Source organism: Iodidimonas sp. SYSU 1G8, from assembly GCF_039655775.1.
Classification (GTDB): domain Bacteria; phylum Pseudomonadota; class Alphaproteobacteria; order SMXS01; family SMXS01; genus RI-34.
In genome coordinates this window covers 1,561,472-1,588,017 of the sequence record NZ_JBBYXJ010000002.1, presented here as the reverse complement: position 1 = coordinate 1,588,017, position 26,546 = coordinate 1,561,472, and the positions used below count along the sequence as shown (strand labels likewise).

The following is a 26,546-nucleotide window of genomic DNA, read 5'->3' as shown; positions in this document are numbered from 1 at the left end:
TTCCCAGTCGTCCCCCAGCAGCCGCTCAAATTCAGCCGCTTTACCGCTCCAATATCCCATATGCCTCTCCTCAAATACTTAGCATCCACAATCCGGCTTCTCGCCCCGCGCCCGCTCCATCAGCGCCCGCATCTGCGCCAGATCCACCGGTCGCCCGTACTTCGCCTCCAGCTCCGCCGCGCGCAGCAGCAGGTCCGCCTCCGTCTTGTCCCGCTCCCGGTCATCGGCCCTCAGCATCTTTTCGCGCTCCAGGGTCAGCTCGGCCGATTTCTTGGCGATGTCGGCGCGGATCTGCTCGGTCTGCGCCTGGGCCAGCAGCACATTGGGGTCAGGCGGCGGCGGCGCGGGCGGCGGGGCCGGCGGCGCCATGGCCGGATCGCCGAAGAACTGACTGGCGTCGCGGTAACCGGCCAGTTCCATCATTCGCGCCAGCGTGTTGCGGTATTGCGGCAGGCCGGCCAGCGCGTTCGCCGGCCCCATCGACTGGATGATGCCTTCCTGCCGCGCCGCCACGGCGGACAGGAACATCAGCTTCTCCTCGGTCGTCCCGGAGCCGATGCCCACATTCACCGTCACGTCCATGTCGGCATTCCACGGCCGCGGGTCGACCGCCACCCACCGGTTCTTCAGCCGCACCACCCGCTCGCGGTCCTGGTGCGCCGTCACCAGCTTCAGAATGCCGCGGAACAGGTCCGAGATGCCGCCCTCGGCGAACAGCCGCGCGATCAGTTCCACGCGCTGCTGGGCCGCCGTGATCGTGGCCGCCACCGCCGCCCTGGTCGTCGATTGCAGCGCGTCCGCGTCCAGCCCGGCCGCCGCCTTGGTGATGCCCGTCCGGTTCTCGCGGATCTCGTCCATGTAGGCGAGCACCGGAAACGCCTGCTGTCCCACGAACGGCGTCTCCAGCGGCTGCACCATACCCGGCTGGCGCATGCGCACCACGCCGCCCACTTCCGTGTTCAGCAAGTCGTCCATGTTCACCTGCCCCTCCACCGCAGCCATGCGCGGATGGATCGACTGGGCCAGGCTGTCCAGCATGTTGCGCAGGATCGACGACTTGATCCGCTGCAGGTCCATGGTCACGTCGGCGATCGACATGCCGAAGAAGGTGTGCGGCTCGGGATCGGGACACAGATCGACGAACGGCCGGAACGACGCCGGCTGGTTCGCCACGATCCGGTGTCCCGGCCCCATGGTGCACACGCGGCGCAGCTCCGGCATGCCGTCGCCGTCATAATCCACGCGCACATAGGCTTCGGTGTACAGCACCAGCTTCATGGCCTCGTCGCCGCGCGCGCCCAGGTTGAGGGTCGCGTCCTCGTTGCGGGCCAGGCGCTCCACATTGGTGTCGAGCACGTCGGCGCTCTCGGCGAATTCCTCCACCAGCGCCGGGTCATAGCCCATGGCCACGAGGTCGCCCGCCGGCACCGTGCTGCGGTGCGCGACGAAGGTCGCGTCGGCGATGGACTTGGCCCGCCGGTCGATCAGGAATTCCTCCGGCGGCACCGCCTCCACCCGCACCCGGCCGTTCCGGCGCACCCGCGTGCAGCGCACCGAATGCAGCACCGGCCCGGCCATGCCCGGCGCATTCTGGCCGGCCGTCTCGCTGGCCAGCACCTGCACGGCAACCTCCGGGTCCGCCATCACCACGGCCAGCGCCCCGTCATCAAGCCCGCTCAGTTCCCAGGTTTCCACCTGCGGCGCCGCTTCCCACCAATACTTGATGATGCCCGCCTTGCGGATCAGCGCGTCCTTGAACGCGGCATGGAACACCCGGAACCCCGGATTGTCCCGCTGCACGATGTGATTGACATAATCCGTCGCCTGCCGCGCGGCCGCCTCGTCCTCCGGCCCCTGCGGCACGAACTCCACCACGTTGTCGCCGGCGAAGAATACCCGCATCAGCGACGGCATGATCGCCTGGACCGTATCCCGCACGTCATAGGACACGACCTGCGAGCGCCCCTCTTCCTCGTTGCCGAACGGCCGCCCCCAGTAATAGTCGGTGGCGAACGCCCGCTCGGTCGACACGGTGTTGTCGATATAGTCCGCCGCGTCATCGATCTCGCTGGCGACGATCGCCTGCAGATCTTCCTCCGGCATGCCGCGCACGGCATCGCCCTCGCCCTCGACCAGGTCGAGGACGTCGTTCTCAACGATGTCCATAGGATTTCCTTAAGTCAGGATGTCAGTCGCGCTTTCGCGCCGCGCCGGGTCTACCAGTCGTCGAATTCGCCGGACCGCATGGACGCGATGTACCGCGTCAGCTCGTCCCGTCCGTGCCGCCGGAAGTACCGGCCCTTCACCGGCTTGAAGCGTTCGAAGGCGAGTCGCTCGGCCTCGTCCATGCCAAGGGAAATGCGATCATCCTCAATCCCCCTGATGATGCTCCTGATCCGCTCGAGCTGCTCGCCGATAACCTTCCCCAGATCGAGGATGGCGCCCTCCACGTCGTCGCTGCCGACGATTTTTTCCGGTACGCCGTCCATGTCGCGCACCAGATGCCGTGCCGCGTCGGCCCTCGCGAGCAACTCCGCGTCGAGGTCCTTGCCCTGGCCCATGCCGACGAGCATGGCGACCGGCCGAAACCGCATGATCGCCTCGTGCGGCCGGTAATCCCTCAAATGCCCGGACCGTCTCATGAACGTGCCATATCGGGCCCGCAGATCAGGATCAATGGCGCCGGCCGGAACATCCCGGAGAAAATTCCGCTCGTATCGGCAATCCTGCGCATTGACGGGGTACTCGTAGTCCATGATGGCCTCGAGGCATGTGGACAACGTGGCATAGTCCTTGGCGTCGCGCGCAATGTGCGCGAGCTGGATGTACGAATTTATGACCATCAGGTCCTGTTGCTGGGCGACCAGCGCCGCTTTCTTCCCTGCCCGTATTGCCTTGGGAAATTCAGACGTCCAGAGCCAGTAGAAACTGGCCAAGCTCATCCACTCGAGAGGGTTGTCAGGCTCGAGCCTGACCGCCTCCAGGAGCAACTCCTCCTCGGCGCCTGCGGCGCCGAGGACATGATACTGCTCCCGCAACTCGCGCCTCAACGAGTAGCGCTCGTCCGGATCCGACGTGGCCTTGAGCTTCCCCTCCAGGGAAGCCGCCATGGCGGCAGGGTCACCGCCACGCGCCCGCATCCGATGTTCGACCTCAGTCTGGTTCGGAAAAGTATATTTTAGGTTTTCTCGGCGGGAGTGCGGGTTTTGCGTCATGGAGGGTCATAAGGTGGTTTGCATCGGAAACGCCTTAACTATCTCGTGTGAGTCGCTTCTGCTGACAAAGACTTGGAACATCCATGGCCTCGCCTCAGTGAATCGCTTTAATTGCACCCAGGACATCAGGCCCTGTCTAAGGCTTTGGAATATTGGCGCCATCCCGCGCCGCGCCAAGCAGGAAGCGTTCCGCGGCCGCCAAATCTTCCGTACAGCACGCATCGCCGGGAATACCCGGTGATTGAACACCCTCGCGCGTGTTCATCGCCCGAGTGTCGACGATCAGACCGCCCCCTGTTGGCCGTGTCACCCTGTACTCATATGAAAGGTACAAATCCTCCCCCACTGTCCGGCCGGCGTAAAAGGCGCCCTGAGGCTCCAGTGCGTCGCCGATTTCGAACAGGGCAACAAGCCTTGTCGTGCCCCCCGGTCCATGACCGGACAAAGTGCCGAGAGCAAGAAATGCCGTTCCCTTGACGTCCCTGTACAGGCGGACCATCACAAGGCGGTAGGACGAGCAGAAGAGATCGGAATGAACCGGCTTACCATCACGCCAGACGTTCAGGACCATCATTTCGTCGTCCTGACAGCCTTCCCCATGGAAACTGGGATGATCGAGAGCCCCCGTTTCACCTGCTTCCACCATGATCCTTATCTGATCGGGACCTTCATGATCCTCAAGGACAAACGGCACCGGGCCGCTCCATTCCACCGGCTGAAACTGTGTGGCGGAATCGGCCAAGGCGGCGGCAGGCAACCCGCACGGACTGGCGAGCGTCATCAATGAAAAAACCGCCGCTGAAATAATAAGTCGCATCATATCGATCCGGCAGGATACGCACCCAAAGGTGGTGGCACTTCATTCATCGCCCGTGATCATGCGCCCTTCAGGGCCGGGCGATCTCCCCACATTACTCCGTGCCCTTGAGAAAAGCCAAAGACTCCACCTGCGATGGTGGGAGTTCCTTCATCCATGTGGTCCAGCCATTCTCGCCGCGCAGGGTGATACCCGCGCCCAGCGCCTCGCGGACCGCCCGGGCGACGCCGTCCATCGGCCAGTCGTCGCCGCCCAGCACGCCGCCCGGCTTCACCTTGGGCAACCAGGCCGAGATGTCCGCCGCCACCGAAGCATGATCATGCCCCGCGTCGAGCCAGACGAAGTCGACCGAGCCATCCGCGAACCGCGCCGCCGCCTCGGCCGAGCGCGCCGCATGCACGGTCAGGTCAAGCCCGGCCGCCACGCAGAGCGCCATGTTGGCCTCGAACACCGCGCGCAGGTCCGGCAGCGCCGGGTCGGCGCGGTGGACGCTTTCGTCCGAGCCCTCGAAATGATCCACGCAGTGCAGCGCGATCGGCGTGCCCGAGCGCAGGATCTCCACACCCAGAAAGGCCGCCGAGCGCCCTTTCCAGCATCCCACCTCGACGAAGACCGCCCCGGGCGCCGCCCGCGCCACCATCTCCTCGTACACCCGCCGGAAATTGAACCACCCCTGGATGCGCTCGAAATAATGCCCCGGCGCCGGGGCCTTGCGCCCCGCCGGTCTGTGTCGTCTGGTCATGGAAGTCTCCGTTTCGCCGGTCCGGCCGGCGGTATCGCTCAATGCGCCGGCGGTATCGTGATCTGATGCGACTTCGCCATGTCCTCGCAGCAAGGCTCGTCCTCTGGCCATTCGATGGCCTTGAGGTCCACCAGCAAACCGCCAGCGGGAGTGGGCGTCGCCCGATACCCATAGATCACGCTGCCCAGCGGCGTCATGGGCATAGCGAGCAGGACATCCGCTTCCGGCGCTGCAGTCTGCCCAAGGGCATATACCCGCATCCAGCTGGCCGTCGCATGCGTCCCACGGCCCTCCGCGTAACCGAGGAACAGATAGCCGCTGCCTTGGCCATCATCGTAGAATCGCATCCAGGACAGGGCATAGGCCGAACAGATCTCTTCCTGGTGCCACGCCCTGCCGTCCCGGAACACGGAAAGGACGATCATGTCGCCGAGCCAGCATTCCTCGGCGTAAGCGGCTCTCGCCGGCCCGGCATCCGGCACCGCCTTCTCGGCAACGACGGCCTTGAACACATGACCGCCAATGCGTACTTGCGCCTCGATCGGCAAACCGGCCGCCCAGGACGGCCTCTCGAAATCGTCCTGAGTTTGGCCGAAGGCGGGTGACGCGGAAGACACCATGGCCCAGAGAAGACCCAAAGTCGGGAAGAGGGATCGCGGCATCGAACAGCTCCATTGCCAGGTGCGCGCAAAATATGTCCCGCGACGAGGAAGCATGAACGGTATCGCTCAACGCGCCGGCGGAATCACGATCTGGTCTGAACGCACCATGCCTTCCTCGTCGCAGCAGATTTCGTCCTCCGGCCACTCGGCGGCCTTGCGATCCACGATCAGGCCTCCTTCTGGCGGCGCGGATACCCGGTATTCATAGGCGACATCGCCTAACTCGGTCATTGGCACCCGGATATCGAACTGGGTCAGCCGCGTGAATGCCGGCTGCAATGTGTAGACGCGCATGTAGGTGGCCGTCGCCCGCGTGCCCCGCCCCTCCTGATACGCGACGAACAGGTACGGCGTGCCGCGCGCGTCGATCTGGAACTCGGCCCAGCCCGAGCCATAGGCCGAGCAATAGGCGTCGGTGCCCACGGGCGCGCCATCGCGCGAGACCGTCAGCGTCACGCCGTCCCCGCCCATGCACTGCCGCTGCCTGGGCGCCTCCGTGTGCCAGGGCTCGGCGACGAGTTCGGCCTTCAGCACGTTTCCGCCCGCCACCATCTCGGTGACGAAGGGAAGCTCCTTCCTGAGATCCGGACCATGCCACCCGGCGGCGGGTTCCGCCCGCGAGCCGCCGCTGGCCACCAATCCACTCAGCACGATCAGGAAGAACAGACGCAAACAAACGGACATGACGGCGCTCATGGCATTAACAATCAAACCGGATAGACATCGTCGGCTAAATTATCCCAGAGTCGGAAAGCGCACCATTCGGAAACATTATGGATACATGTCTTTCAGGAAGGTGAAGCCGTCAACGGACAGGACAGGCGCTAGTCGGCCTGACTGTACGCTCCTACCGAAAAAGCCTTCTGCGCCATGCGGCGGCGCGCCTGGGTCTCCGGAGTAGAAATAGGTACCCCCGCGCGTCGGATCGGGGACGTCACCTGACAGAACCCCCCGCGCCATCTCCTGTGCCGCCTTCCACGCTGCTAGGTCAGCCGGCGCCATCGTTGCCGGATTATGCAACCACCTTCCGGTACCATGCCTGTCGAACTGCCTCGGCTCCTTCAGCACAGCCTGCAGCGTACTCCGTTGCTTGGCGCCAGGATTGACGCGGTTAATTATCGACCAGCCCAGTGCTGGCCAAGCGCGCTGCTGACCTCCAGCCTCGGCATACAGCGCCCGGGCCACACCTTCCACATCTCCAGGCGCTGGCTGGTAACCGAACTTGTTAAGCCCGGGCCGTCCCGGAACTGCCGTACTTCCGCCAGGCTCCTCGTCATATGCGTAAATAGTCTCGACTGGGTCACCGGTCCTTGGCCAATGCTCCCACATCACCGAGCCATCCGGCAGCATGGGTGTCGTCTGTCTGTAGGGCAGGCGCGCGCCCGGGTCCGCAACCAGCTCCTCCAGATCAGGGAGCGGCCGCCCATCCTTGTCCAGCGGGTTGAGCGCAGCGCCCATCAGCGCCTCGATTACCGGCCCTGCCTCCGCCGGCGTCATCGAGTTCAGGTCAATAGGCTTCAGGCCCACGGTCCTCATGTCGTAAACTTTGTTGGACTTCGGCACTTCAATGCTCCTCTATGATCTAAGTCTGTGCTCCAGAGCGAACGCGTGGAGTGAATATGGCCGCGCCTCACGCCAGCCATCCGAGCCCTAGCGTCGTGTTCCATCCGCGCCCGGCGGCATCCTGATCTGATCAGATCTCGGCATATCCTTTGGGGTGGTCCTTATCCTCGGGTCACTCAACGGCCTTGCGATCCACCATCAGCTTCCTCTGACGGTGGCGCATACCTGGTAGAGATGACAACCTCACCGAGGCCCGAAGCGCAATTCCCGGTAGAGCGGCATATCTTCGCCCGGGCGATCATCCGGCCAGAGCGCACGCGTCTCCAGATAGACGATCAATGCGTCTTCCGGTGATGCCGTCGCGGCAAATGGCCCGGTAAAAGTCCAGGTACCGATGAACGAGGACGATCCCCTTGCATCGACGTGGAATTGCGCCCACGCCCAGTTCAGCGGCGAGCAGTAACCTTTGACCGGCGCCGGATGGCCGCCAACCGTCAAGAGTGCGGCCATGACCTTCAGCGGCGTGCAGCTGACGACCGCGCGGGGGACAATTTCGTAACTGCGCCCCAATGCGCCCCTGAACACTGCGCTGAATGCATGGTCCCCTACGCTCGCTTCGACACTCACCGGCGCAAAATTCAGTTCCGGGATGATCGGCTCCAGCCCGCTCGCCTTGGCGGGCGATCTAACGGCAAGCGTCATTATGACCAGAAACACGATTGTGATGGTTGCCAGATGCAGCCCGGACAGCACGAACTCGGGCTCCGGGCCGAAAGATCGCCTCTTGTGATGACACGGGTCCACGGCCCTAATCCTAGGGCCCGAACCGGAACCTTTGGTAAACCGGCAGATGATCGCAGCGTTTCTGGGCGCCGCCATCCCTAGGGATCGAACCGGAACCGCTGATGACGGGCCAGATCCTCGCAGCAGCCTTCCGGATTCTCCGGCGGAATCAGCGTTGTGTCCACGATCAACCCGCCTTCCGGCGGCGTGCTGACCTCGTACGTATAGCGATAGGTCTCGTACTGCGTGGCGAACCCCTCGATGAACACGTAACCCAGCTCATCGAGGCGGGTCTTCAGCCTGTAAACGTCGGCATGCTCCGTCCTGACGCTGGTCCCGCGTCCCACGAACACCCCGTGGAACAGGTAAGGCGTTCCCTTCGCATCGACATAAAGTTTGACCCAGCCGATCCCATAGGCCGAACAGTAGTCTTTCGATATGGGCGCGGCCGACAATCCCGTCACGACAAGGACGAGCGCATCATCCGAGTAACAGCGCTTGTCGAACCGATGGCCGCTACGGACTTCCGCCGTGATCACCCGGCCGCCCGTCGTGACCGTGTCGCTCGCCAGTACTTCACCGCCTTCCAGCGAACGCATCGGCCGCGCGGCGGAGGATTGGGGAAGCATTGCGACAGCAGCGAACAAAAACGCCGACAACACGCCGGCACAAGTGCTGAACATCAAGCGCATGCGGCCCCCGTCGAAAAAGAGTCTCCAGACAATGGTCCGACGATGGCGCGGTCCCACCGCTGCCGTCAATCGCCATTTTTCTTCACTGTAACGGCCCTCTGGGACGCGCTGGCCAAACGCATCCTGATGCCATTCATCACACCAGCCCCTTGATATGCCGCCGCAGCGGCGTGTTCCATTCGCGCCCCGGTCCCGCGCCATACAGCGCCGTGGCGGCGTCCGTCGCCAGCGTCAGGCACAGCGCGTCCGCCCGGTCGGGCGATGGCAGGCCGCGGCGCTTCAGATCCTCCTTGGCCTCCACCTTCATCCTGCCCGACGACGTGAAGCCATAGCGCGGCGCCACCAGTTCGGCGAACAGCGCTTCGTCCTTGGGAATGCGGCAGTCCCGCGCCTCCAGCCAGCCCTTCAGCCTGAACCACAGCTCGGCGCGCAGATTGGTGTAGGTCGCGCCCAGCGACGGGCTCTCCGCCACGTTGATGCCCCGCGCCGGCAGGCCCAGCTCGCGCAGCCGGTCGCACACGCCCGCGCCCAGGCCGATGCTGTCCACCAGGATTTCCGTTGGCCGGTCCTCGCGCGCCAGGCCGTCATATTCGTGCTTCACCACGCCGCAGGTCTGCATCAGGTCCAGCCCGCGCCAGGTGCGGATTTCCCGCACCACATTGCCCCGTCGAATGGCCAGCGCGCTCGCGTCGGCGCCGAACCGCGCCACGTCCAGCCCCCAGATCACCGGCGCCGACACCGACGCGCTCACGTCGCGGTGCATGGCCGCCTCCACCAACTCCAGCGGGATGACCGTGTCGTCGTCGCGCCGGGGAAACTCGCCCAGCACCCGCACCCGGAAGGCGTTGGAATCGATCCCATAGCGCGCCGCCATGTCGTCGACGAAGGCCGGCGACACGCGCGGACAGTCGGCGCATGACACCTTCAGCGTCCACCATCCCGCCTTCAGCCGGTGGTGCGTGTCGAAGAAAAAACCGCTGCCCCGCGTCGGATTGCCCAGCAGCAGGGTGCAGGCCGAATGGCCCGACATGGACCCCGCCGCCGCCTCGAACACCGCCTCCGGAATGCCCGAGGCCTCGTCGGCGATCAGCAGCACGTGCTCGGCATGGATTCCCTGCAGCGCCTCCGGCGTTTCCGCCCGGCTGGTGCGTGCCGAAATGAAGCTCTCCGCCGGCGCCGCCGCCAGCTCGATCCGGTCGCTCTTGATGTCCAACAGCGGCCCCAGCATGGGCGGCAGCTCGCGCGCCCAGCGTTTCAGCTCGGCGAACAGCGCGTCGTACAGCTGGCTGCCGGTCGGCGCCGTGATGATGGTCTTCTGCGGATAGCGCGTCAGGATGTGCCAAAGCGCCAGCCACGACGCGACGCTGGACTTGCCCACCCCATGCCCCGACCGCACCGAAACCCGCCGCTCGCCGCCCGCCACCGCGCGCATCAGCGCCGCCTGCCACGGATCGGCCGTCACCCCCAGCATGTCCCGCACGAACGCGCACGGATCGCCCCGGTACCGCGCCAGCCACGCGCGCAGCGTCGCGCCGATATCGGGATGATCGGTCATGCAGGCCTCGATGGGATGATGCGGCGCGCGGCCACGTGATCGCCGCCGCACCGGCCGTGCCGGTGCGTTCAGGACGAACGATCAGGAAAAAGGGTCGGCGCCTGCCTGCTCTGGCAGGCGCGAGCCGGAGGCGTGTCTCCGGGTTCTATGCCACGCGGATGTTGCTGAACCGCGAATCCGTCTGCAGCAGCCCGGCCACATACGCCGCCAGCTCGGCCTGCCTCGGCGCCGTGCGCGACAGCCACCGCGTCAGGAGCCACGGCCCGCCATGGACGAAAACATAGCAGGTGTCGATGTGGAGAACCTGCAGCCGGAACCCCGCGCCCCGCCACTCCAGCTCCATGGTCCAGGACTCGTGCTCCAGATCCTCGTCCAGTTCGGAAACGGACAAGCCCTCCTCCTCAAGCAGGGCAACGAGCACGTCCGCCACCGCCTTGCCGCCCGGATGAACGACTTCCTCGCCATCCTCATCCCAGACGACATCATCGGGAATTTCGGTGTTGAATTCGATGGAGATTGGTTGGGTCACGCTCACACTCGCTGAACTATAAAAAACATCAAAAAATTAATTTCTGTACAAGGGGCGAACGAGCTCGCTCAATCAGCCCGAGACAATCGACAAGATAAAACCTTACACAATCTACAAGCCTTTATCCAAGCCCCTTAGACGAGACACGTGCATCTCCACTGAGATAGGATATTTTTAGAAGCACACCATGGCTCAAATTCGCGCCATACCGCAAACTGGACAACGCATTATCGAGCCAAAAGGCTTGGATGCAAGTATCATTGATTCCTACCATCCTGCCGGACGTTGCATCTATTGCGGCGCAACCATCCAGGGTATTCTATCGGGATACGAGACGGGATCCCCGTAGCTCAACCAACATACACTTCTATAATCTTTGAGAAACAATTTGGAGGACACTTTGTCGGAAACGCCAGGAAGCCAGTCGATCATGACTACTGAAGGCAAGCTCTTATGGAGCGCGATAGAACCATTGCTAGTCGCCTTCTCGGACAATCTAGCTGCCCAGCACACAGATTTGATCACCAGACTCGACGCGTTCTCAAATGAGGCTATAATTCTTTCAGGCAACGCGGAATTACGGAAATCCCTCGACAGAGATGCGATAGTAGTAAACGTATTTGCGCAAGTGAAAGGTGAAGTTCTGGTATTGGACCCAGATTGCTGCATGGAGACGGGGCGGGTTATTGTCGAGGGCCCAATTGGTTCCTTGTCGCCAAACCCATCTCTCTCATTGGAAGCCGCCGAGTTTGTGCAGTGGAAAACTGACTTCGCACAATTCCTATCAAGGTTGAATATCAGCCTGAGGGATGAGATTGACGCCCTCTGAGTTGATCTCGGTCAGAATCGGCTTTCGCCATCTCCGATCACAAATCCTCCTCGCGCTCCTCCTCACCCCCCGCCATCCTCCGCAGCAAATCCAGATGCGCCGCGTCCACGCCCACACTCGCAGTCACGGAACGGCCATCGCCATACCGGCCAGGGTCCAGATACGCCGCCAGCCATTTGCGCGTGTCCACCCGCAGCTTGACGATGCGCACGTCGCCCGCATCCGCCGCGTCGACGATGTCCAGCGCCTGTTCCACCAGCGCCACCGCGCGCTCGGCCCGCGCGGCCTCATAGCGGGCCGCGTTCTCCGGCTGCTTGACGAAGGTCAGCAGCGCGTCGGTCTCGATGTTCAACAGGGCGGCGATGGCGCCCAGCGACTTGCCCGCCGCCATGTGCTGGCACACCACCTCCATGCCCACCTTCCCCAGCACCCGCATGCAGCGCCGCCGCCGGGCCGCGTCGCCCGCCGCGCTCACGACAGGGTGAAGATGCCGGCCGCGTTCCAGATCAGCTTGAATTGCGCGCCGTCATTGGCGGTCTGGACGCCGCCGAAATCGATGAAGGCCACCAGCGGGTCCGCCGGACTGGTCGGCGTGTCGTCATAGATCGCCGCCTTGTAGGCGGTGATCGCCCCGCCGCTCGCCGTCCAGGTCACATCGTCCGCGTCGAAGGTGGCGGTACCGCCCGTCTGGCCCCAGCTCACCCCGGTCAGCGCCGCGCCGCCCGCCGCATAGCCCGAGCCGGACGCGATCTGGTTGCCCGACACGCTGGCCAGCACCGAATGCCCGGCATCGAACGACGCCGCGTTGCCCAGCAGCATCACCTTGAAGGTGTGCCCGTCCAGGTCGATGGTCCCGTCGCCCAGATATTCCTTGAAGCTGTCATAGATGCTGATGGTCACAGCCATGGTCGCGTCCTTTCCTCATGCGCCCGCCACGGGCGTCCAGTGTCCATCCGCGCTGGCCCTCGGGGTCCAGGCGGTCATGTTCGGGGATGCGGGCCGCCACAGCGGCCCGGCGCGCGCCGGCGCATGCCCGGTCAGGCGCAGTCCGGCAACCGGCGCCGCGACCAGCGCCGCCACCCAGACGGCGGGCGGTGAAGCCGACAGGTGCAGCGTCCCCGACGCGACCGGTATGTACCGGTCCACCCTCGGCAACGGCACATGCGCCGTCACGCTCAGGGCTGCGGCTGGTGCCGTCACCAGCGTGGCCGGCGCGCCCAGCCCCGGCGTCCAGCCCGTCAATGTCAGAAAGCCTGCCGGTACCCCCAGCGCCACATCGGCCAGCACGTGCGGCGAATTGCCCGTTACCGCGAGCGCGAGCACCCCGGCGGTAACGAGAGCGTCCGCCGCCGCCATGGGCGCATGAGCCGCGAGCAGCAGCACGGCCGCCGGCGCGCCGATCTCCACCATGCTGGCCACGTCCAGCCCCAGCAGGGCGATCTTGGCATCCTTGGTATAGCCGGTGCCGCTCGCGTGCTCGTGCTTGTGCCGGAGGTCGAAGCTCTTCGATCCGGCCGCCTGGCCATCGCCGAACCACAGGAAGAAATTGGCGTTGCGGGAATAGGGCGAGGTGTTGTCCCGCCCTTCCACCTGCGTCGTTGCCAGCGCCGTCCCGCCTGCCCGCCCCTCCAGGAACAGATCGTGGCTGTTCCACATGTTGCGGTTAGACGCCGACATCAGGCCGAGGTAATCCCCCGCCAGCATGGAATGGGTCAAGGACTCGACCGTCGTGTACGCCGTGCCGATTGCCCCGCCCTGTTCGCTGGTGTCTTCCGTGTAGGCAAAGTCGCCGAACCGGTCGAGCCGCAGCGCCACGATAACACCATACGCGCGCGCCTCGCCTGCGGCGTTCTGGGTCTTCAGCTCGATGTCGATCGTATGGTTGGCGTTGGCGGCCAGAATCGTCCGAGTCATCAGGGCGACCGGGATCGACTCCTCGTTGCCCGCCAGCACGCCATAGAGTTCGCCAAAGGTTTCCGTCCCGTCGATGATGCCACGAATACCGCTTCGATAAGTGGCCCCGGTGTTGCCGATCGTGCCCAGGGCGATGATCAGAAACTCCACATCCTCGTCGTCCGTGTCATAGGTGGAAATCTCCAGCGGCGGATCGCCGATCCCCACATAGCTGGTCGAATTGGTCTGGCCGTCGAAGTCCCGGAAATCATCGCCCAGGAAATTCTCGATCCCGGTGGTGGTCTCGTCCGCCATCCGGATCGCCACCAGCCGCGCATTGCGGATCGTCGTGGTCGCGGACTCCAGCCCCAGCCGCCCAAACATGATCGCGACCTCAAGCGTCTCGCCCGGCCCATCCGACGAGACCACGGCCGCGCCAAATACCGAATACCAGTTGGTGGTGTCGGTCGGCGCGATCCCGCCCATGATGATTCCGGGCTCGACGCCCTCACCCTGATCGATACCGATACAGGCCAGCGCGATTTCCGCCGACGAGGAACCCTTGAGCTCGGCGGTCGCGAGGACGATCCAAGACCCTTCCGCGTCGCTCGTCCACTCCAGCGCGACCTTGGTCGCCAGTGTGCCGTCCAGCCCCAGCGCGACGGTCGAGGTGCTCTCGCCCGCCGACGACGCCTTGTAGATCTGCCGCGCCGTCACCGGCCTACTCCGGCTGCTCGGGCCAGATCACCTCGGCGGGATCTTCATGGGTCTGCGGCACATCGCGCAGCGCCTGCCGGTACACCGCCCAGGCCAGGCTTGAGACCGGCGCATCCGCCAGCTGCGTCCAGTCGCTCGCGGCCAGCAAGCGGTTGCGCGTCGCGCGCACCTGCTCCCAGGCCATCTCCAGATCCACCGCGTCCGACCAGGCACGGATTTCCGCCTCGGACGGCGCATCGCCGGGCGACAGCCACGTCAACCCGGAATACTGGTCGCCCGCCACGGACCACGACGCGCCCGGCCACTTGCGCAGCAGCACCTCACCGATAGAAGCCATCGGTCACCTCATGCATGAAAAAGGAAAAGGCCTCAGGCCATCAATCAGGAGGGAAATGCCGCGTCGGCGTTCAGCGCCCGGATTTCCCAGCCTGATTTACGTAACATCGGGGCGGTAGTGAAACCGCTTCAACAGAAATAAATTTTTCCAGCGAAATCAAATATTTGACTGAAATCACCCGGCTGTCGCCACGGTGATTTACGCAGCATGGGACCGCCTATGTCACCGCCTCAAGCGGAAACCCTACGACTGGTCCTCCGCCGCCTCGGCCGAGACCGACACCTGGCGGCATTCGCAGGCCGTGGACGTGGTCATGAACGCGATGTCCGCCGCGTCCCGCCCGCTCGCGATCCGGACGAGACCTTCAACCGGCGCCAGCCGGGTCGGGTCGACCAGCCACCACGTATTGTTCAGGTAAACCTCGAAGATCGCGTGAAAGTCCGGCGGATTGAGCCGCCACGCATACGCGCTCACCGCCCGCGCGGGAATGTTCAGCGCCCGGCAAAGCGTGATCCCCAGATGGGTGAAATCCCGGCACACGCCGGCCCGGTCGACGAAGGTGCGCTCCGCGGTCGTCTCCGCCGTGCTCACCCCGGCCACGTAGTCCACATGGGTATGGATCCAGTCCAGCACCGCGTTCACCTTGGCGCCGCCGCTGCCCAGATCCGCGAATTCCCGCTGGGCGAACCGCATGAACTTGTCCGAAGGGCAGAACCGGCTTGGCAGAAGGAAGGGCAAGCACTCAGACGGAAGATCGTTCCACACATGCTCCTGCGCGTCCGATGGCAGCGACGCGCGAAGACCATTATCCACCACCGCCTCGTAGACGATGGTCTGTTCGCCCTCCAGGCAGGCCCGGACCTGCCGCTGGCCGGTGATCTCGTCGAAGTCGCGAACCAGACCCTGCGTATCCGCGATGCTGAAGCGTTCCGACAGCACGGTCTGATCCAGCGAGCGTGCCGGTTCGATGGAGATCATCACCTGGGTGGCGGACTGGAACGCATAGACAAGCTCGGCACGCACATTCAGCTTCATGGGACACCTTTGCGGGACGGGGAACCTCATGAACCGTTTCGGCTCCGCGAAGTTCCGACAAGAATTTTCTTTGCCCCATCCAGAAGTGGCGCACGCTCCGAACAGCCATCAGCCTCTCCGCCCATTCAGACCGACAATTTATGCACGGCGCGGGTGCGGCAATCACCACGGCATAGCACGACCAGCCTCTTGCCATCGTCCGCCGAGCCATTACCTTGGCGGCAACGCTGGGGTATTCCCCTCACCGCCATCCTTTCGAAGGCCTCATCCATGCCAACACTTTTCGACCCCATCCAGATCGGCCCGCTCCACCTGCCCAACCGCATCATCATGGCGCCGCTGACCCGCAGCCGGGCCAGTGAAGGCCGCGTTCCGAACGATCTGATGCGCGACTATTACGTCCAGCGCGCCTCCGCCGGCCTCATCCTCACCGAAGCCACCTCCGTCGAACCCATGGGCGTCGGTTACGCCGACACGCCCGGCATCTGGTCCGATGATCAGGTCGAAGGCTGGAAGCGCATTACCGACGCCGTCCACAAGGCCGGCGGCCATATCGCCCTCCAGCTCTGGCATGTGGGCCGCATCTCCCATCCCATGTTTCTCGACGGCCTGCCACCGGTCAGCGCGAGCGCCATCGCGGCCGAAGGCCACGTCAGCCACGTCCGGCCCAAAGTCGAGTTCCCGACCCCGCGTGCGCTCGAGACCGCCGAAATCGCCGGCATCATCGAGGCTTTCCGCCGCGGCGCCGAGAACGCGCAGCGCGCCGGGTTCGACGGCGTCGAGATCCACGGCGCCAATGGCTATCTGGTCGACCAGTTCCTGCAGACCGCCTCCAACCAGCGCGATGATGGTTACGGCGGCTCCATCGAGAACCGCGCCCGCCTGATGCTGGAAGTGGCCGACGCCTGCGCGTCCGTCTGGGGCGCCGACCGCGTCGGCATGCACCTCGCCCCGCGCGGCGATGCCCACTCCATGGGCGATGCCGATCCCGCCGCGACCTTCGGCTATGTGGCGACCGAACTGGGCAAGCGCGGCCTCGCCTATCTCTGCGCCCGCGAATATGTCGGCGAGAACAGGATCGGCCCGCAACTGAAGCAGCAGTTCGGCGGCGTCTACATCGCCAACGAACGCTTCACCCTGGAAACGGCGCAGCAGGCGCTGGCTGCCGGCGAAGCCGACGCCATTGCCTTTGGTCAGCTGTTCATCTGCAACCCCGACCTGCCGCGCCGGTTCGCCGAGAACGCCCCGCTCAACGAACCCGACTTCAAGACCTACTATTCGGGCGGTGCCGCCGGTTACACCGACTACCCGTCGCTCTAAAGAAAAAACCCCGCCCTGCAACGGCAGGACGGGGTTTTAGGTCTTCTGCCCGCCTCAGCGCCACCAAAGCGCCGAGGCGGGCTCAATGATCCTACATGCGCTCGATGATCGTGCAGGGCGCCATGCCGCCGCCCGTGCACATTGTCACCAGGCCGGTCGCCAGGTTACGGCGCTCCAGTTCGTCGAGCAGCGTGCCCAGCAACATCGCGCCGGTCGCGCCGATCGGATGGCCCAGCGCCATCGCGCCGCCATTCACGTTGACCTTTTCCGGGTCCACGTTCAGGTCGCGCATGAACTTCAGCGGCACCACCGCGAACGCCTCGTTCACTTCGAACAGATCGATGTCGTTGAGCGTCATGCCCGCCTGCTTCAGGGCCTTCTTCGCGGCCGGCACCGGCGCGTTCAGCATCAGCTCGGGCGAGTCGCCCGAGGTCGCGACCGTGACGATGCGCGCCCGCGGCTTCAGGCCATGCGCCTTGGCATATTCCGGCGAAGCCAGAACCACGCCGCTGGCGCCGTCGACGACGCCCGACGAGTTGCCCGCATGGTGGATGAAGTCGATCTTCACGTCCGGATAGGCCTGCTCGACCAGCTTTCGGTAGGTCAGCCCTTCCTCGTTCAGCGGATACTGATACAGCTCGGTGAACGCCGGCTTCAGCTGCGCCAGGCCTTCCAGCGTGGTCTGCGGCCGTGGGAATTCTTCCCGGTCCAGCGCCACGGTGCCATCCTCGTGATAGACCGGCACGACACTGTTGTCGAAATAGCCGTTCTTGATGGCGATGTCGGCGCGCCGCTGGGATTCGACCGCCAGCTTCTCGGTGTCTTCGCGGGTGATGCCTTCCAGCGTCGCGATCAGGTCGGCGCACACGCCCTGGTGCGGCTGCGGATGCATCGCACGCAGGTGCAGATTGTCGCGGTCCATGGTCGGCAGGCCGCCCCGCTGGGTCGAGGCATAGGACATCGACTCGACGCCGCCCGAGACCACCAGATGCTGCATGCCGGACATGATGCCCATGGCGCCCAGCTGCACGGCCGTCAGGGCCGAGCCGCAGAAGCGGTCGAGCGAGAAGCCGGTCGCCAGATTGCTCCAGCCCGCGTCCAGCGCCGACATACGGGCGATGCACGCGCCCTGCTTGCCGACCTGCGAGCCGCAGCCGGCGATCACGTCGTCCACTTCATCGGTGTTCAGGTTGTTGCGCTGTTCCAGGGCCTTGAGGACCGTGGACAGCAGGCGCTGCGGGTGAACGTCGGCCAGGGCTCCCTTGCCGACCTTGCCAATGCCGCGCGGGGTGCGCGCGGTATCGATGATCCATGCTTCGCTCAAGAAACTGCTCCCGTTTGTCTGACTCTTGGATGGCCGATGTTAGAGCATGGAGATTGCCCCTTCGCCAGTGGAATTTACCGCGCGGGAACGTGGCAAGGACGCAGAAGGCGGGTCACGACTTCCTCTGGCCAAAGCATGGCCCGGAACTCTATGCTTTACCGAGGCTTACCGTCGGCGACCTCGACACAGGTGGAGAGGAACGACCAGTGGCATCTGAAACTGTCCATATCCAGTCACCCTACGGCATTGACGAGTGCGTCAGACGCCTGCGTGCCGTGACGGATCTGCGCCGCCGCTTCCGGGACGGCAATCCGCTGATTGGAACCATTACCGAAGCAGGCGTCCGACTGCGCCGCCGGATCGCCTACCGGAACTCGTTCCAGACCTATCTCTTCGGCACCTTCTCCACCGACTCGGGTGGCACGCGGCTCGCTTGCCGCTTCGGCATGCATCCACTCGCGGTCGGCTTTCTGATCGTCTGGTTCACCTTTGTCCTGATCGGTGTGGGTATCGGCTTCGTTGTCGCCTTCGACCTCTTCGGACTCGATGAACAGGCTGGCCGGCCCCTGTGGCCGGCCGCCATCGTGCCCGCTTTCATGGCTCTCTTCGCCTTCGGCTGGCTGAAACTGGCGCGGAAAATGGCCGAGGAGGACGAGGAATTCATGGTCGAATTCCTTCGCTTCACACTGGACGGATCACGACTTCCCCCTACCGCCGGACCGGCGGCCTAATCCCGCCATGCCGGCTTGGACGCCTCGCGCCAGGCATCCGCGCGACTGAACCCCATGTCCTTCAACGCCCGGTCATCCAGCGCGCCAAGGCGCCGCCTTTCGCTCTGGCGCTCCCATGCCACTTCAATCCGCGCGGCCAGTGCGCTCAGGTCGCGCCACGCCAGCGAAAACCCCATGATGAACCAACCGCGCCAGTTAGGAGCGGAAGCGGACACCGACTGATCGATTGTAAGCATACAATTCCCGAAGAAAGCAAGGTCTGGCCACATTGTCAGGGTTTCCTAGACATAATTGACCCTATGTTATGGTCAATGTAATCATTGTCATCATGACAATGTGGCTCCCCGACCTTTCTGACCTGCCTGGCCCGCGATACACGGCCATTGCCGAGGCTGTTCGCCGCGATATCGGCCGCGGCCTGCTGCGCGCGGGCGATAAACTTCCTACCCACCGTGACCTCGCATGGCGCCTCGGCGTCACCACGGGCACGGTGACCCGCGCCTACCGCGAGGCCGAACGGCTCGGGTTGCTGGTCGGCGAAGTCGGCCGCGGTACCTATGTTCGCGCGGGCCCAACGCCATCCTCCCTGCTCCAGCCCATGGCGGTCGCCGACACCGCCTCCCCAGGCCTGGCGGACAGGGTCGTGGACCTCTCCCGGAACGAACCCGCCTCTTGCCCCGCGGCGGCCGAGGCCCTTTCGGCCACCATGGCCGCATTGTCCAGCGAGAGCATGCTGGGCGAATTGCTGACCTACCAGCCGACCGGAGGGATGCTCAGGCATCGGCAGGCCGCGGCGAACTGGATCACCCATATGGGCGCGCCGGCCTCGCCCGAAACCACGCTCATCACGGGCGGCAGTCAGCACGGCCTGACCATCGCGCTGATGGCGTTCTGCCGGGCCGGCGATGTCGTCCTGACCGAAGACCTCACCTATCCGGGCTTTCGCGGCCTCGCCGCTCTTCTCGGGCTCCGGCTGCAGGGTGTGGCCATGGACGAGCACGGACTAAGGCCGGACGCGCTGGATGCCGCCTGCAAGACCGCAAACGCCCGGTTGCTCTACCTCATGCCGTCGCTGCAGAACCCCACTACCGCGAGCATGCCAGAGCATCGGCGGCGCGAGATCGCCGCCGTCGCCGCGCGCCATGATCTGCTGTTGCTCGAGGACGATGTCTACGGCCTCCTTGCTGCGGACGGTACACCCCCCATCGCTGCCATTGCCCCCGAACGGACCTGTTATCTGACCGGAATGAAAGTGCTCGGGCCGGGCTTGCGGATCGGCCTGCTGCGCGTTCCACCAGACCGCCTTCAGGCCGTCCAGTCCGCGCTGCGCGCCACCATGTGGATGGCGCCGCCGCTGGTGGGGGAAATCGCCGCGCGCTGGATGACCGACGGCACGGCTCTTGCGCTCTCCGACTGGCATCGCCGGGAAGCGGCGGCAAGAGCGGGTCTGCTTTCGGAAACATTTGGGGATGCGTGCCGCATTGGCGGCTACCACGCCTGGCTGCGTCTGCCCGAGCCATGGCGCGCGGCGGATATTACCGCCCAGGCCGGCGAGGCCGGCGTCGTCGTCCTGCCCGCCGAGACCTTCGCGGCCGGCAAGGCACAACCGCCGCAAGCCATCCGGCTCTGCATTGGCTGCCCGCCGGACCGCGCCAGTCTGTCGGCGGGGCTTGCGCGTCTGGCGTCACTGCTCGACGGCAAGCCCCATCTCGACTTCGCGTCAGGCTGACATCAGGTCGGGTCGGCGACCTTCAGGATCGTCTTGCCCTTGTTCTTGCCGGTGAACAGGCCCTGCAGCGCCAGCGGCGCGTTCTCCAGGCCTTCGGACACGGTCTCGTGGACCTTGAGCTTGCCTTCCTTGACCCACTTGCCGATGTCGGCGATGGCCTGCGGGAACTTGCTCGCATAGTTGAACAGCAGGAAGCCTTCCATGCGCGCGCTCTTGAGGATGAGGAACAGGTAGTTCTTCGGCCCGTCGGGCATCCCCCAGCCGGAATAGCCCGAAGCGATACCGCCGCAGATCACCACGCGCGCCCCCTGCGCCAGATTGGCCAGCGCCGCATCTAGGATCGGGCCGCCCGTGTTGTCGTAGAACACGTTCACGCCATTCGGGGCCAGCTCGCGCAGCTTGGCCTCCATGTCGTCGCTCTTGTAATCGATGGCCGCGTCACATGCGCCTTCCTCGACCACCCACTTGCACTTCTCCGCGCCGCCGGCCACGCCGATGACCTTGCTGGCACCGCGAATCTTGGCGATCTCGGCCACGGCCGAACCCGTCGCGCCCGCCGCGCCGGAAATCAGGACCACGTCGCCTTCCTTGACCTGACCCACTTCCTGCAGGCCGAAATAGGCCGTCAGCGTCGTGATGCCGAAGACCGAGAACGCCCAGGTCAGCGGATGATCCCGCGACACCTTCTGCAGCGGCATCAGGCCGGTCCCGTTCTTCAGGGTCGAATAGTCCTGCCACGCCATCATGCCGTTGACCACATCGCCTTCCTTGAAGGCCGGATCGTTCGACTTCAGGACCTGGCCGAGACCCGAGCCGAACATCGGTGCGCCGATCTTCAGCGGGTCCATGTAGCCGGGACCTTCGTTCAGCCAGCCGCGCTGCGTCGGATCGAACGAAAGATAAAGCGTCCGCACCAGGATTTCGCCGTCGCCCGGTTCGGGAACCGAGGTGTTCTTCAGCTCGAAATGTTCCGGCCCGACGATCCCCGGCGGACGCGACTTCAGTACCCACTGACGATTTTCCGTGCTCATATCCGCATCCCCTTTGCAAGATTAAGCGCCGCCGGAGAATCCCGGCGACACGTTCAGCGCAGAACCATAGAGCATCCGTTTCCCGCGTCAAACCTGCCGGACACGGCCTCGGCGGCGAACCACCGGAATGCCATGGCGCGCCGCGCGAAGGTACGGGCGCACCGATGCCACTGGATCAGTATCGGAAGAGGGTTCCTGTTGGATCGTCGTCCCATCGCGACTAACATGCCCGGCGAACCATGCCGTGGGTTCGGCCCGGCTCGGGCCAACCCGTCCGGCCAGCTGCAAGAAAAGGGGAATATCGTGCGTCAGACCATGCCGCTGGAAGTCGGAATACCGGTCGTCGATCTCGACCGCATGTATGCGTTCTACACCCAGGTGCTGTCCTGCACCGAAGCACGGCGTGCCGACATTCCCGGCGAGCTCAGCCGCGGCCTCGGCGTCGCGCCCGACGGCTACATCAACATCTGGCTCAAGACCCCCGGCAACGAAGTCATCAAGCTGGTCCGCCCGCCCGTCGCGCCGCAGATTCCCGCCACGCCGGAATGGATGAGTAATCGCACCGGCATTGCCTACCTGACATTCTACTGCGACGACCTCGACACGACCCTCGCCGCCGCCGAAGCCGCCGGCGCCGTTCTCAAGTCGGAACGCGCGCTCATCGCCGCCGACCGGCCGCTGCGTCTTTGTTTCTTCGCCGACCCGGAAGGCAACATCATCGAATTGGTGGAAGTCAAAAACTAGCGTCGGCACCATCCATCTCGCGCGCGGCCGATAGGATGGCCGCGCGCACACGAAAGGGAAGTTCATGGCCATCATCATCGCAGGTTGGATCGATCTCGACGTCGAGGACGTGACCGATATCATCGCGACCGCCAAGGCGCATATCGACGGCGCCTACACCGAGAACGGCTGCATCCACTACATCTGGACAAAGGACGTCTTCGTGCCCGGCCGCATCCATGTCTACGAGGAATGGGCTGAGACCGCCGATCTCCAGTATCATTTCGACAATCACTGGTACAAGGACATGGGGGGCCACCTGCGCAAGTATCCGCGCAAGGGGTCGCAAATCCGCAAGTTTCGCGTCGATCTGATCGAGCCGGTGTACGACCCGTCCGGCACGCCTCGCGCCGATTTCTTCACCGCCTGATCCGGTAACCGTTCCGGCCGCGTGCTTTGGGCATTATCCTCGGGGCGCGGCATGATCGGCTTTGGGGGCGGATGATGGACGGCGCTTGGCATCTTAGGAATGTTCTGTTCATCCTGGGTGGTTTCGCCGCCTTTGGCGTCGCTGCCCAGATACTGCTCATCTCGCTGTCGCCGGCTGTGGACATCAGCTGGGGACAGCTCGCCATCGCCCTGTCCGGCCTGTTCCTCGCGATCGGCCTGGCACGGGGCAACCGCCTCGCCCGCATCCTCGCCACGGCGCTGTTCGGCCTCATCACCGTCGCCGGTGGCGTCATCCTCGTCTACAGCATCATCTCATCGTTCAGCCCCGTCGGCTGCGCGCTCGGCGTGACGGCGCTAGCCATCGGCGCCTACCCGTTCTGGGTGGTCGCCTTCTCCAGCGAGGTGCGGCAATTCCTCGCCAGCCGGCGCGCACCAAAAAAGGGCCTCGTGCAAGACGAAGCCCCTGGGGATGCCGCGTAGCCGCGCGGCGGTCGCATCACAGCCGGGGTCAGCCGGACTGGGGCGCTCCCTGGCTCAGGCGCGCCTTGGCGGCGCAGGCGGGCCCCGGCCCGCGCATGTAATGTTTCTCGGGCTGGTACCTCTCGCCGGTCGGCAGCAGCGGCACCTTCCTCAGCGAAATCAGCATTTTGGTCACGACGTTCTTCATGGTCTTGGTCTGCATTTCTGGGCTCAGGCGAATTGGACGAGTGTTCGTCCCTTGGTTGTTCCGGCGACCATGTCTTCCATGAACGCCGGCAGATCGTGCAATGAGATGACGTGTACCATGTCATCGATGAACCGGGGATTAAGGCCTGTTGCCAGCCTGTCCCAGATTTTCTCCCGCTGCGGCGGCCGCGTATCGGCATTCACCCCCAGCAAGCGCACACCGCGCAGGATGAATGGCAATATCGATGTTTGGAGATCGAGCCCCGCCGTGTTGCCAAACGCTCCGATCACGCCATCGTTCCGCATCGTTCTGATCAGCCAGTCCAGCAGCCATCCGCCCGCCGTGTCGACCGCGCCGGCCCAGCGCGCCGACTCCAGCGGTTTCGCCGTCTCCAGGCGCTCAGGCGGCGCCATCACTGCGGCCGCGCCGATCCGCCGCAGATAATCGGCCGCATCCGCCTTGCGGGAGACCGCGACCACCTCGTAACCGGCCCCCGCCAGCAAGGCGACGGCCAGGCTGCCCGTCCCACCCGTGGCGCCGGTCACCGCGACCGGTCCGTTGCCCGGCCTCAACCCGTTCAGCTCCATCAGCTCGAGGGCCAGCGCAGACGTATGCCCCGCCACGCCAATCGCCGCCGCGTGCAGCGGGTTCAGCCCCTCGGGCAGCAGCGTCGCGAACGCGCCCGGCACACGGACCCAGGGCGACAGGCCGCCGTCCCGATCGACGCCCATGCCGTAGCCATGAAGAATGACCGTGGCGCCCACCGGTACGGCCGGCGTCTCCGACTGCTCCACGATCCCCACCGCCTCGATGCCGCCGATGCATGGATAGCGCCGCACGATCCGACCCCGGCCTGTTCCCGCGAGCGCATCCTTGTAGTTCACGCCCGCATAGAGCGTCCGGACCAGCACGTCGCCCTCGTCCAGCTCGCCAGGCGACACCGGGATGATCGCGCCCCGCCCCGCCTTGCCGTCTTCGAAAATCCGGTAGGCGTCGAACGTCCCGCTCATTGCGCCATCGCCCGCTTCATCGTCATCCGGGCGATGGTCGTCTGGTGAATCTGGCTGGTGCCCTCATAGAGTCGGAACGGCCGAACGTCCCGGTAGAACCGCTCGATGCAGCTGTAGTCGGCGATATATCCGGAACCGCCGAAAATCTGTACCGCGCGATCCGCCACCCGTCCGCACATCTCCGTGGCGAAGTATTTGGACATGGACGCTTCCATGCTGGTGTCCTCGCCCCGGTCGCGCTTGCGCGCGGTGTCGAGGATCAGCGCCTTGGCCGCGTGGATTTCGGTCTGACAATCGGCGATCAGCCCCTGCACCAGCTGGAACTCGCCGATGGCCTGGCCGAACTGCTTGCGGGTCAGCGCATGCCGCACCGCCTCGTCCAGCATGCGGATCGCCGGGCCGGTGGACAGCGCCGACAGATGCAGCCGCTGTTTGTTGAGAACCTTCATGGTCGTCTTGAAGCCGACGTTCTCCACTCCGCCGATCAGCGCCGAGGCGGGAATGCGGCAATCCTCGAAATACACTTCCGATACCGGGGCGCCTTCCTGGCCCATCTTGCGGTAGGGCTTGCCCGTGCTCAGGCCTGGCGACTCCCGTTCGACGATGAACGCGCTGACACCGCCCGCGCCTTTCGTGCCTTCCTCGGTCCGGGCCATCACCGTGAACAGGTCGGCGACCGGCGCATTGGTGATGAACGCCTTGGTGCCGTTCAGAACGTAGTGCTCGCCATCCCGCCGCGCCGTCGTCTGAAGCGCCGTCAGATCCGAACCAGCCTCCGGTTCCGTGGCGGCGAGGCAGCCGATCAGCTCGCCCCTGGCCATCTTCGGCAGATAGCGCCGCTTCTGCTCCGGCGTCCCATCGACCACCAGCGCCTCGGACCCGATCCCCGTATTGGTTCCCACATGGGCGCGGAACGCCACCGAGCACTGCGAGATTTCCAGCGCGCCCAGCACCAGTTCTTCGGCCGTCAGCCCGGCGCCGCCATACTCCTCGGGAATGCTCCAGCCGAAGAATCCCTGCCGCGCCATCTCCTGTGAGATGTCCTTGGGCATGAACTCGCCCTGCGCAACGCGTTCCTCGTTGGGAATGGCATAGCCGCGCACCCACTCGCGAACATGAGAGAGGAAATGGTCAAACGCCTCGGGGTTTCTGATCACGATAAGGTCCTCCTATGAATTGGCAGGCGCGAGTGTGTCGGGCAACACCAGCTGGGCCAGATGCCCCGCCAGGACCTTGCCCAGATGCGGCAGACGGTCGGGTTCGTTGCGGAATGCCGGCAGCATCAATCCCAGGACGCCCACGGCACGGCCACTCTCGTCGCGGACCGGAGCGGCGACCGCCGCGCCACCCGGCAAGCGCTCCCCCAGCGAGGTGGCGAACCCGCGACGCCGCGCGTCCATCACATCCGCAAGGACACGCCGGCGCTCGGCGTTCTTGAGGTCCGAGCCTTCCAGGATACGCTTCACATCCGCATCCTCCATGGCCGACAGCGCCGCCTTCCCGGCCGCGCCTCGATGGAGAACGAACACCGCGCCGATCTCCAACTCGTATCTTAGGGGTTGCCGGCTTGCCGCGATGTCGAGGACGACCTGTCGATCCCCCGAGGTCACGAACAGGGTCGCCGTTTCACCGCTCTCGTCCCGCAGACGCTCCATCAGCGGTCGCACGGCAGAACGGAGCGTGCCGCGCAGCAGCGGTCTCGCCAGCTCGATCAGGCCGAAACCCAATGTCCAGGTCCCGCCTTCGGAAACCGCGGCGAGCTGCCGCGACGCCAGCACCACCAGCGCCTCCCCCACGAGACGGGTTTCAAGGCCCAGTCGCGCGGCGATCTCCTCGCTGCGCGCCCCCGCGCTCCCGGCCGCCGACAATACTCTCAGAATATCGAGGGGCCGCCCCAGCCCGTCCGCCTCCACCCTGCCGCGAGGTACGTAGCGCTTGTCCCGGCCGCGCTTGACGACGCCGTGTCCTTCGAGCGTGTGCAGGATGCGGAATACCACCGGCACCGGCTCGCCCAGCGCTTCCGCGATTTCTGTTTGCGAAAGTGGCGCACCCGATTCCTCCAGCAGACGCAGCGCGTCCAGCGCCCGGGAGACGGTCTGGAGATGATACGAGCCCTTTGGAGATACCTGTGTCATGGGCGCTAGAAGCGCCAAACTGGCATCGCCGTCAATGGGCCGGCTTCTCCAGGATGA

Annotated in this window: 30 protein-coding genes; 7 read left to right on the top strand and 23 right to left on the bottom strand. The window is 64.9% G+C overall.

Features of this window, described 5'->3' with window-relative positions:
- Positions 1-78 precede the first annotated feature (78 nt).
- From WJU17_RS18775 to WJU17_RS18725, 11 genes are all read right to left on the bottom strand, one after another.
- Positions 79-2,166: a hypothetical protein gene (locus WJU17_RS18775; RefSeq protein WP_346328923.1), complete on the bottom strand. Its 2,088-nt coding sequence runs from the start codon at positions 2,164-2,166 to the stop codon at positions 79-81.
- Positions 2,167-2,216: 50 nt separating this feature from the next.
- On the bottom strand, positions 2,217-3,110 hold the full coding sequence (locus WJU17_RS18770; RefSeq protein WP_346328922.1) for a hypothetical protein: 894 nt from the start codon (positions 3,108-3,110) through the stop codon (positions 2,217-2,219).
- 241 nt (positions 3,111-3,351) lie between these two features.
- On the bottom strand, positions 3,352-4,035 hold the full coding sequence (locus WJU17_RS18765) for a hypothetical protein (RefSeq protein WP_346328921.1): 684 nt from the start codon (positions 4,033-4,035) through the stop codon (positions 3,352-3,354).
- A 91-nt stretch (positions 4,036-4,126) separates the two neighbouring features.
- The gene (locus tag WJU17_RS18760; protein ID WP_346328920.1) at positions 4,127-4,774 is read right to left on the bottom strand and encodes a class I SAM-dependent methyltransferase; all 648 of its coding nucleotides are present in this window, start codon (positions 4,772-4,774) and stop codon (positions 4,127-4,129) included.
- 38 nt (positions 4,775-4,812) lie between these two features.
- Positions 4,813-5,436, bottom strand: coding sequence for a hypothetical protein (locus WJU17_RS18755; RefSeq protein WP_346328919.1), 624 nt, complete (start codon positions 5,434-5,436; stop codon positions 4,813-4,815).
- 66 nt (positions 5,437-5,502) lie between these two features.
- A complete protein-coding gene (locus tag WJU17_RS18750; RefSeq protein ID WP_346328918.1) occupies positions 5,503-6,120 on the bottom strand; it encodes a hypothetical protein in 618 nt (205 codons plus the stop codon).
- Between the two features lie 87 nt (positions 6,121-6,207).
- Positions 6,208-6,999 (bottom strand): hypothetical protein, encoded by a 792-nt coding sequence (locus tag WJU17_RS18745; RefSeq protein ID WP_346328917.1) that lies wholly within the window; start codon positions 6,997-6,999, stop codon positions 6,208-6,210.
- Positions 7,000-7,242: 243 nt separating this feature from the next.
- A complete protein-coding gene (locus tag WJU17_RS18740) occupies positions 7,243-7,752 on the bottom strand; it encodes a hypothetical protein (protein ID WP_346328916.1) in 510 nt (169 codons plus the stop codon).
- 128 nt (positions 7,753-7,880) lie between these two features.
- Entirely contained in the window at positions 7,881-8,381 is a 501-nt protein-coding gene (locus WJU17_RS18735) for a hypothetical protein (RefSeq protein WP_346328915.1), read from the bottom strand.
- A gap of 229 nt (positions 8,382-8,610) precedes the next feature.
- The gene (locus WJU17_RS18730) at positions 8,611-10,029 is read right to left on the bottom strand and encodes a terminase family protein (protein ID WP_346328914.1); all 1,419 of its coding nucleotides are present in this window, start codon (positions 10,027-10,029) and stop codon (positions 8,611-8,613) included.
- 145 nt (positions 10,030-10,174) lie between these two features.
- Positions 10,175-10,558 carry a hypothetical protein gene (locus WJU17_RS18725; protein ID WP_346328913.1) on the bottom strand — a complete coding sequence of 128 codons (384 nt, stop codon included), beginning with the start codon at positions 10,556-10,558 and terminating at the stop codon, positions 10,175-10,177.
- Between the two features lie 430 nt (positions 10,559-10,988).
- Between WJU17_RS18725 and WJU17_RS18720 the strand changes: the two genes are divergently transcribed.
- Positions 10,989-11,387, top strand: coding sequence for a hypothetical protein (locus tag WJU17_RS18720; protein ID WP_346328912.1), 399 nt, complete (start codon positions 10,989-10,991; stop codon positions 11,385-11,387).
- Positions 11,388-11,424: 37 nt separating this feature from the next.
- Here the strand turns inward: WJU17_RS18720 and WJU17_RS18715 are convergent, their stop codons facing one another.
- The 5 genes from WJU17_RS18715 to WJU17_RS18695 form a co-directional block, all read right to left on the bottom strand.
- A complete protein-coding gene (locus WJU17_RS18715; RefSeq protein ID WP_346328911.1) occupies positions 11,425-11,823 on the bottom strand; it encodes a hypothetical protein in 399 nt (132 codons plus the stop codon).
- A 35-nt stretch (positions 11,824-11,858) separates the two neighbouring features.
- Positions 11,859-12,293, bottom strand: a complete 435-nt coding sequence (locus WJU17_RS18710) for a hypothetical protein (RefSeq protein WP_346328910.1) — start codon at positions 12,291-12,293, stop codon at positions 11,859-11,861.
- A gap of 15 nt (positions 12,294-12,308) precedes the next feature.
- Entirely contained in the window at positions 12,309-13,997 is a 1,689-nt protein-coding gene (locus WJU17_RS18705) for a hypothetical protein (RefSeq protein WP_346328909.1), read from the bottom strand.
- A 4-nt stretch (positions 13,998-14,001) separates the two neighbouring features.
- The gene (locus WJU17_RS18700; RefSeq protein ID WP_346328908.1) at positions 14,002-14,334 is read right to left on the bottom strand and encodes a tail fiber assembly protein; all 333 of its coding nucleotides are present in this window, start codon (positions 14,332-14,334) and stop codon (positions 14,002-14,004) included.
- 243 nt (positions 14,335-14,577) lie between these two features.
- Positions 14,578-15,369, bottom strand: a complete 792-nt coding sequence (locus tag WJU17_RS18695) for a transglutaminase family protein (protein WP_346328907.1) — start codon at positions 15,367-15,369, stop codon at positions 14,578-14,580.
- Positions 15,370-15,639: 270 nt separating this feature from the next.
- On the opposite strand from WJU17_RS18695, the gene WJU17_RS18690 reads away from it, so the two are divergent.
- Complete coding sequence (locus WJU17_RS18690) at positions 15,640-16,689, top strand: alkene reductase (RefSeq protein WP_346328906.1); 1,050 nt, start codon at positions 15,640-15,642, stop codon at positions 16,687-16,689.
- Positions 16,690-16,780: 91 nt separating this feature from the next.
- Here the strand turns inward: WJU17_RS18690 and WJU17_RS18685 are convergent, their stop codons facing one another.
- Positions 16,781-18,013 (bottom strand): acetyl-CoA C-acetyltransferase, encoded by a 1,233-nt coding sequence (locus WJU17_RS18685; RefSeq protein ID WP_346328905.1) that lies wholly within the window; start codon positions 18,011-18,013, stop codon positions 16,781-16,783.
- A 206-nt stretch (positions 18,014-18,219) separates the two neighbouring features.
- Here WJU17_RS18685 and WJU17_RS18680 point away from each other — a divergent pair, with 206 nt between their 5' ends.
- Entirely contained in the window at positions 18,220-18,744 is a 525-nt protein-coding gene (locus WJU17_RS18680; protein WP_346328904.1) for a hypothetical protein, read from the top strand.
- Here WJU17_RS18680 and WJU17_RS18675 read toward each other — a convergent pair.
- On the bottom strand, positions 18,741-18,980 hold the full coding sequence (locus WJU17_RS18675) for a DUF1127 domain-containing protein (RefSeq protein WP_346328903.1): 240 nt from the start codon (positions 18,978-18,980) through the stop codon (positions 18,741-18,743). The two genes, WJU17_RS18680 and WJU17_RS18675, sit on opposite strands and share 4 nt — an antisense overlap.
- Positions 18,981-19,072: 92 nt before the next feature.
- Between WJU17_RS18675 and WJU17_RS18670 the strand changes: the two genes are divergently transcribed.
- Positions 19,073-20,473 carry a PLP-dependent aminotransferase family protein gene (locus WJU17_RS18670; protein ID WP_346328902.1) on the top strand — a complete coding sequence of 467 codons (1,401 nt, stop codon included), beginning with the start codon at positions 19,073-19,075 and terminating at the stop codon, positions 20,471-20,473.
- A 2-nt stretch (positions 20,474-20,475) separates the two neighbouring features.
- Here WJU17_RS18670 and WJU17_RS18665 read toward each other — a convergent pair whose 3' ends face one another.
- On the bottom strand, positions 20,476-21,504 hold the full coding sequence (locus tag WJU17_RS18665) for an NADP-dependent oxidoreductase (RefSeq protein ID WP_346328901.1): 1,029 nt from the start codon (positions 21,502-21,504) through the stop codon (positions 20,476-20,478).
- Between the two features lie 303 nt (positions 21,505-21,807).
- On the opposite strand from WJU17_RS18665, the gene WJU17_RS18660 reads away from it, so the two are divergent.
- From WJU17_RS18660 to WJU17_RS18650, 3 genes are all read left to right on the top strand, one after another.
- A complete protein-coding gene (locus WJU17_RS18660; RefSeq protein WP_346328900.1) occupies positions 21,808-22,248 on the top strand; it encodes a VOC family protein in 441 nt (146 codons plus the stop codon).
- A 64-nt stretch (positions 22,249-22,312) separates the two neighbouring features.
- Positions 22,313-22,657 carry an antibiotic biosynthesis monooxygenase gene (locus tag WJU17_RS18655; protein ID WP_346328899.1) on the top strand — a complete coding sequence of 115 codons (345 nt, stop codon included), beginning with the start codon at positions 22,313-22,315 and terminating at the stop codon, positions 22,655-22,657.
- Positions 22,658-22,731: 74 nt separating this feature from the next.
- Entirely contained in the window at positions 22,732-23,157 is a 426-nt protein-coding gene (locus tag WJU17_RS18650) for a hypothetical protein (protein ID WP_346328898.1), read from the top strand.
- Between the two features lie 28 nt (positions 23,158-23,185).
- On the opposite strand, the gene WJU17_RS18645 is transcribed toward WJU17_RS18650, so the two are convergent.
- From WJU17_RS18645 to WJU17_RS18630, 4 genes are read right to left on the bottom strand one after another with little or no spacing between them, the layout of a single operon-like run.
- A complete protein-coding gene (locus WJU17_RS18645) occupies positions 23,186-23,359 on the bottom strand; it encodes a hypothetical protein (protein WP_346328897.1) in 174 nt (57 codons plus the stop codon).
- 8 nt (positions 23,360-23,367) lie between these two features.
- Positions 23,368-24,354 (bottom strand): YhdH/YhfP family quinone oxidoreductase, encoded by a 987-nt coding sequence (locus WJU17_RS18640; RefSeq protein ID WP_346328896.1) that lies wholly within the window; start codon positions 24,352-24,354, stop codon positions 23,368-23,370.
- Positions 24,351-25,511, bottom strand: coding sequence for an acyl-CoA dehydrogenase family protein (locus WJU17_RS18635; RefSeq protein ID WP_346328895.1), 1,161 nt, complete (start codon positions 25,509-25,511; stop codon positions 24,351-24,353). Before WJU17_RS18635 ends, WJU17_RS18640 begins: the two co-directional genes overlap by 4 nt.
- Before the next feature lie 12 nt (positions 25,512-25,523).
- Positions 25,524-26,489: an IclR family transcriptional regulator gene (locus tag WJU17_RS18630; RefSeq protein WP_346328894.1), complete on the bottom strand. Its 966-nt coding sequence runs from the start codon at positions 26,487-26,489 to the stop codon at positions 25,524-25,526.
- Positions 26,490-26,546: the final 57 nt, after the last annotated feature.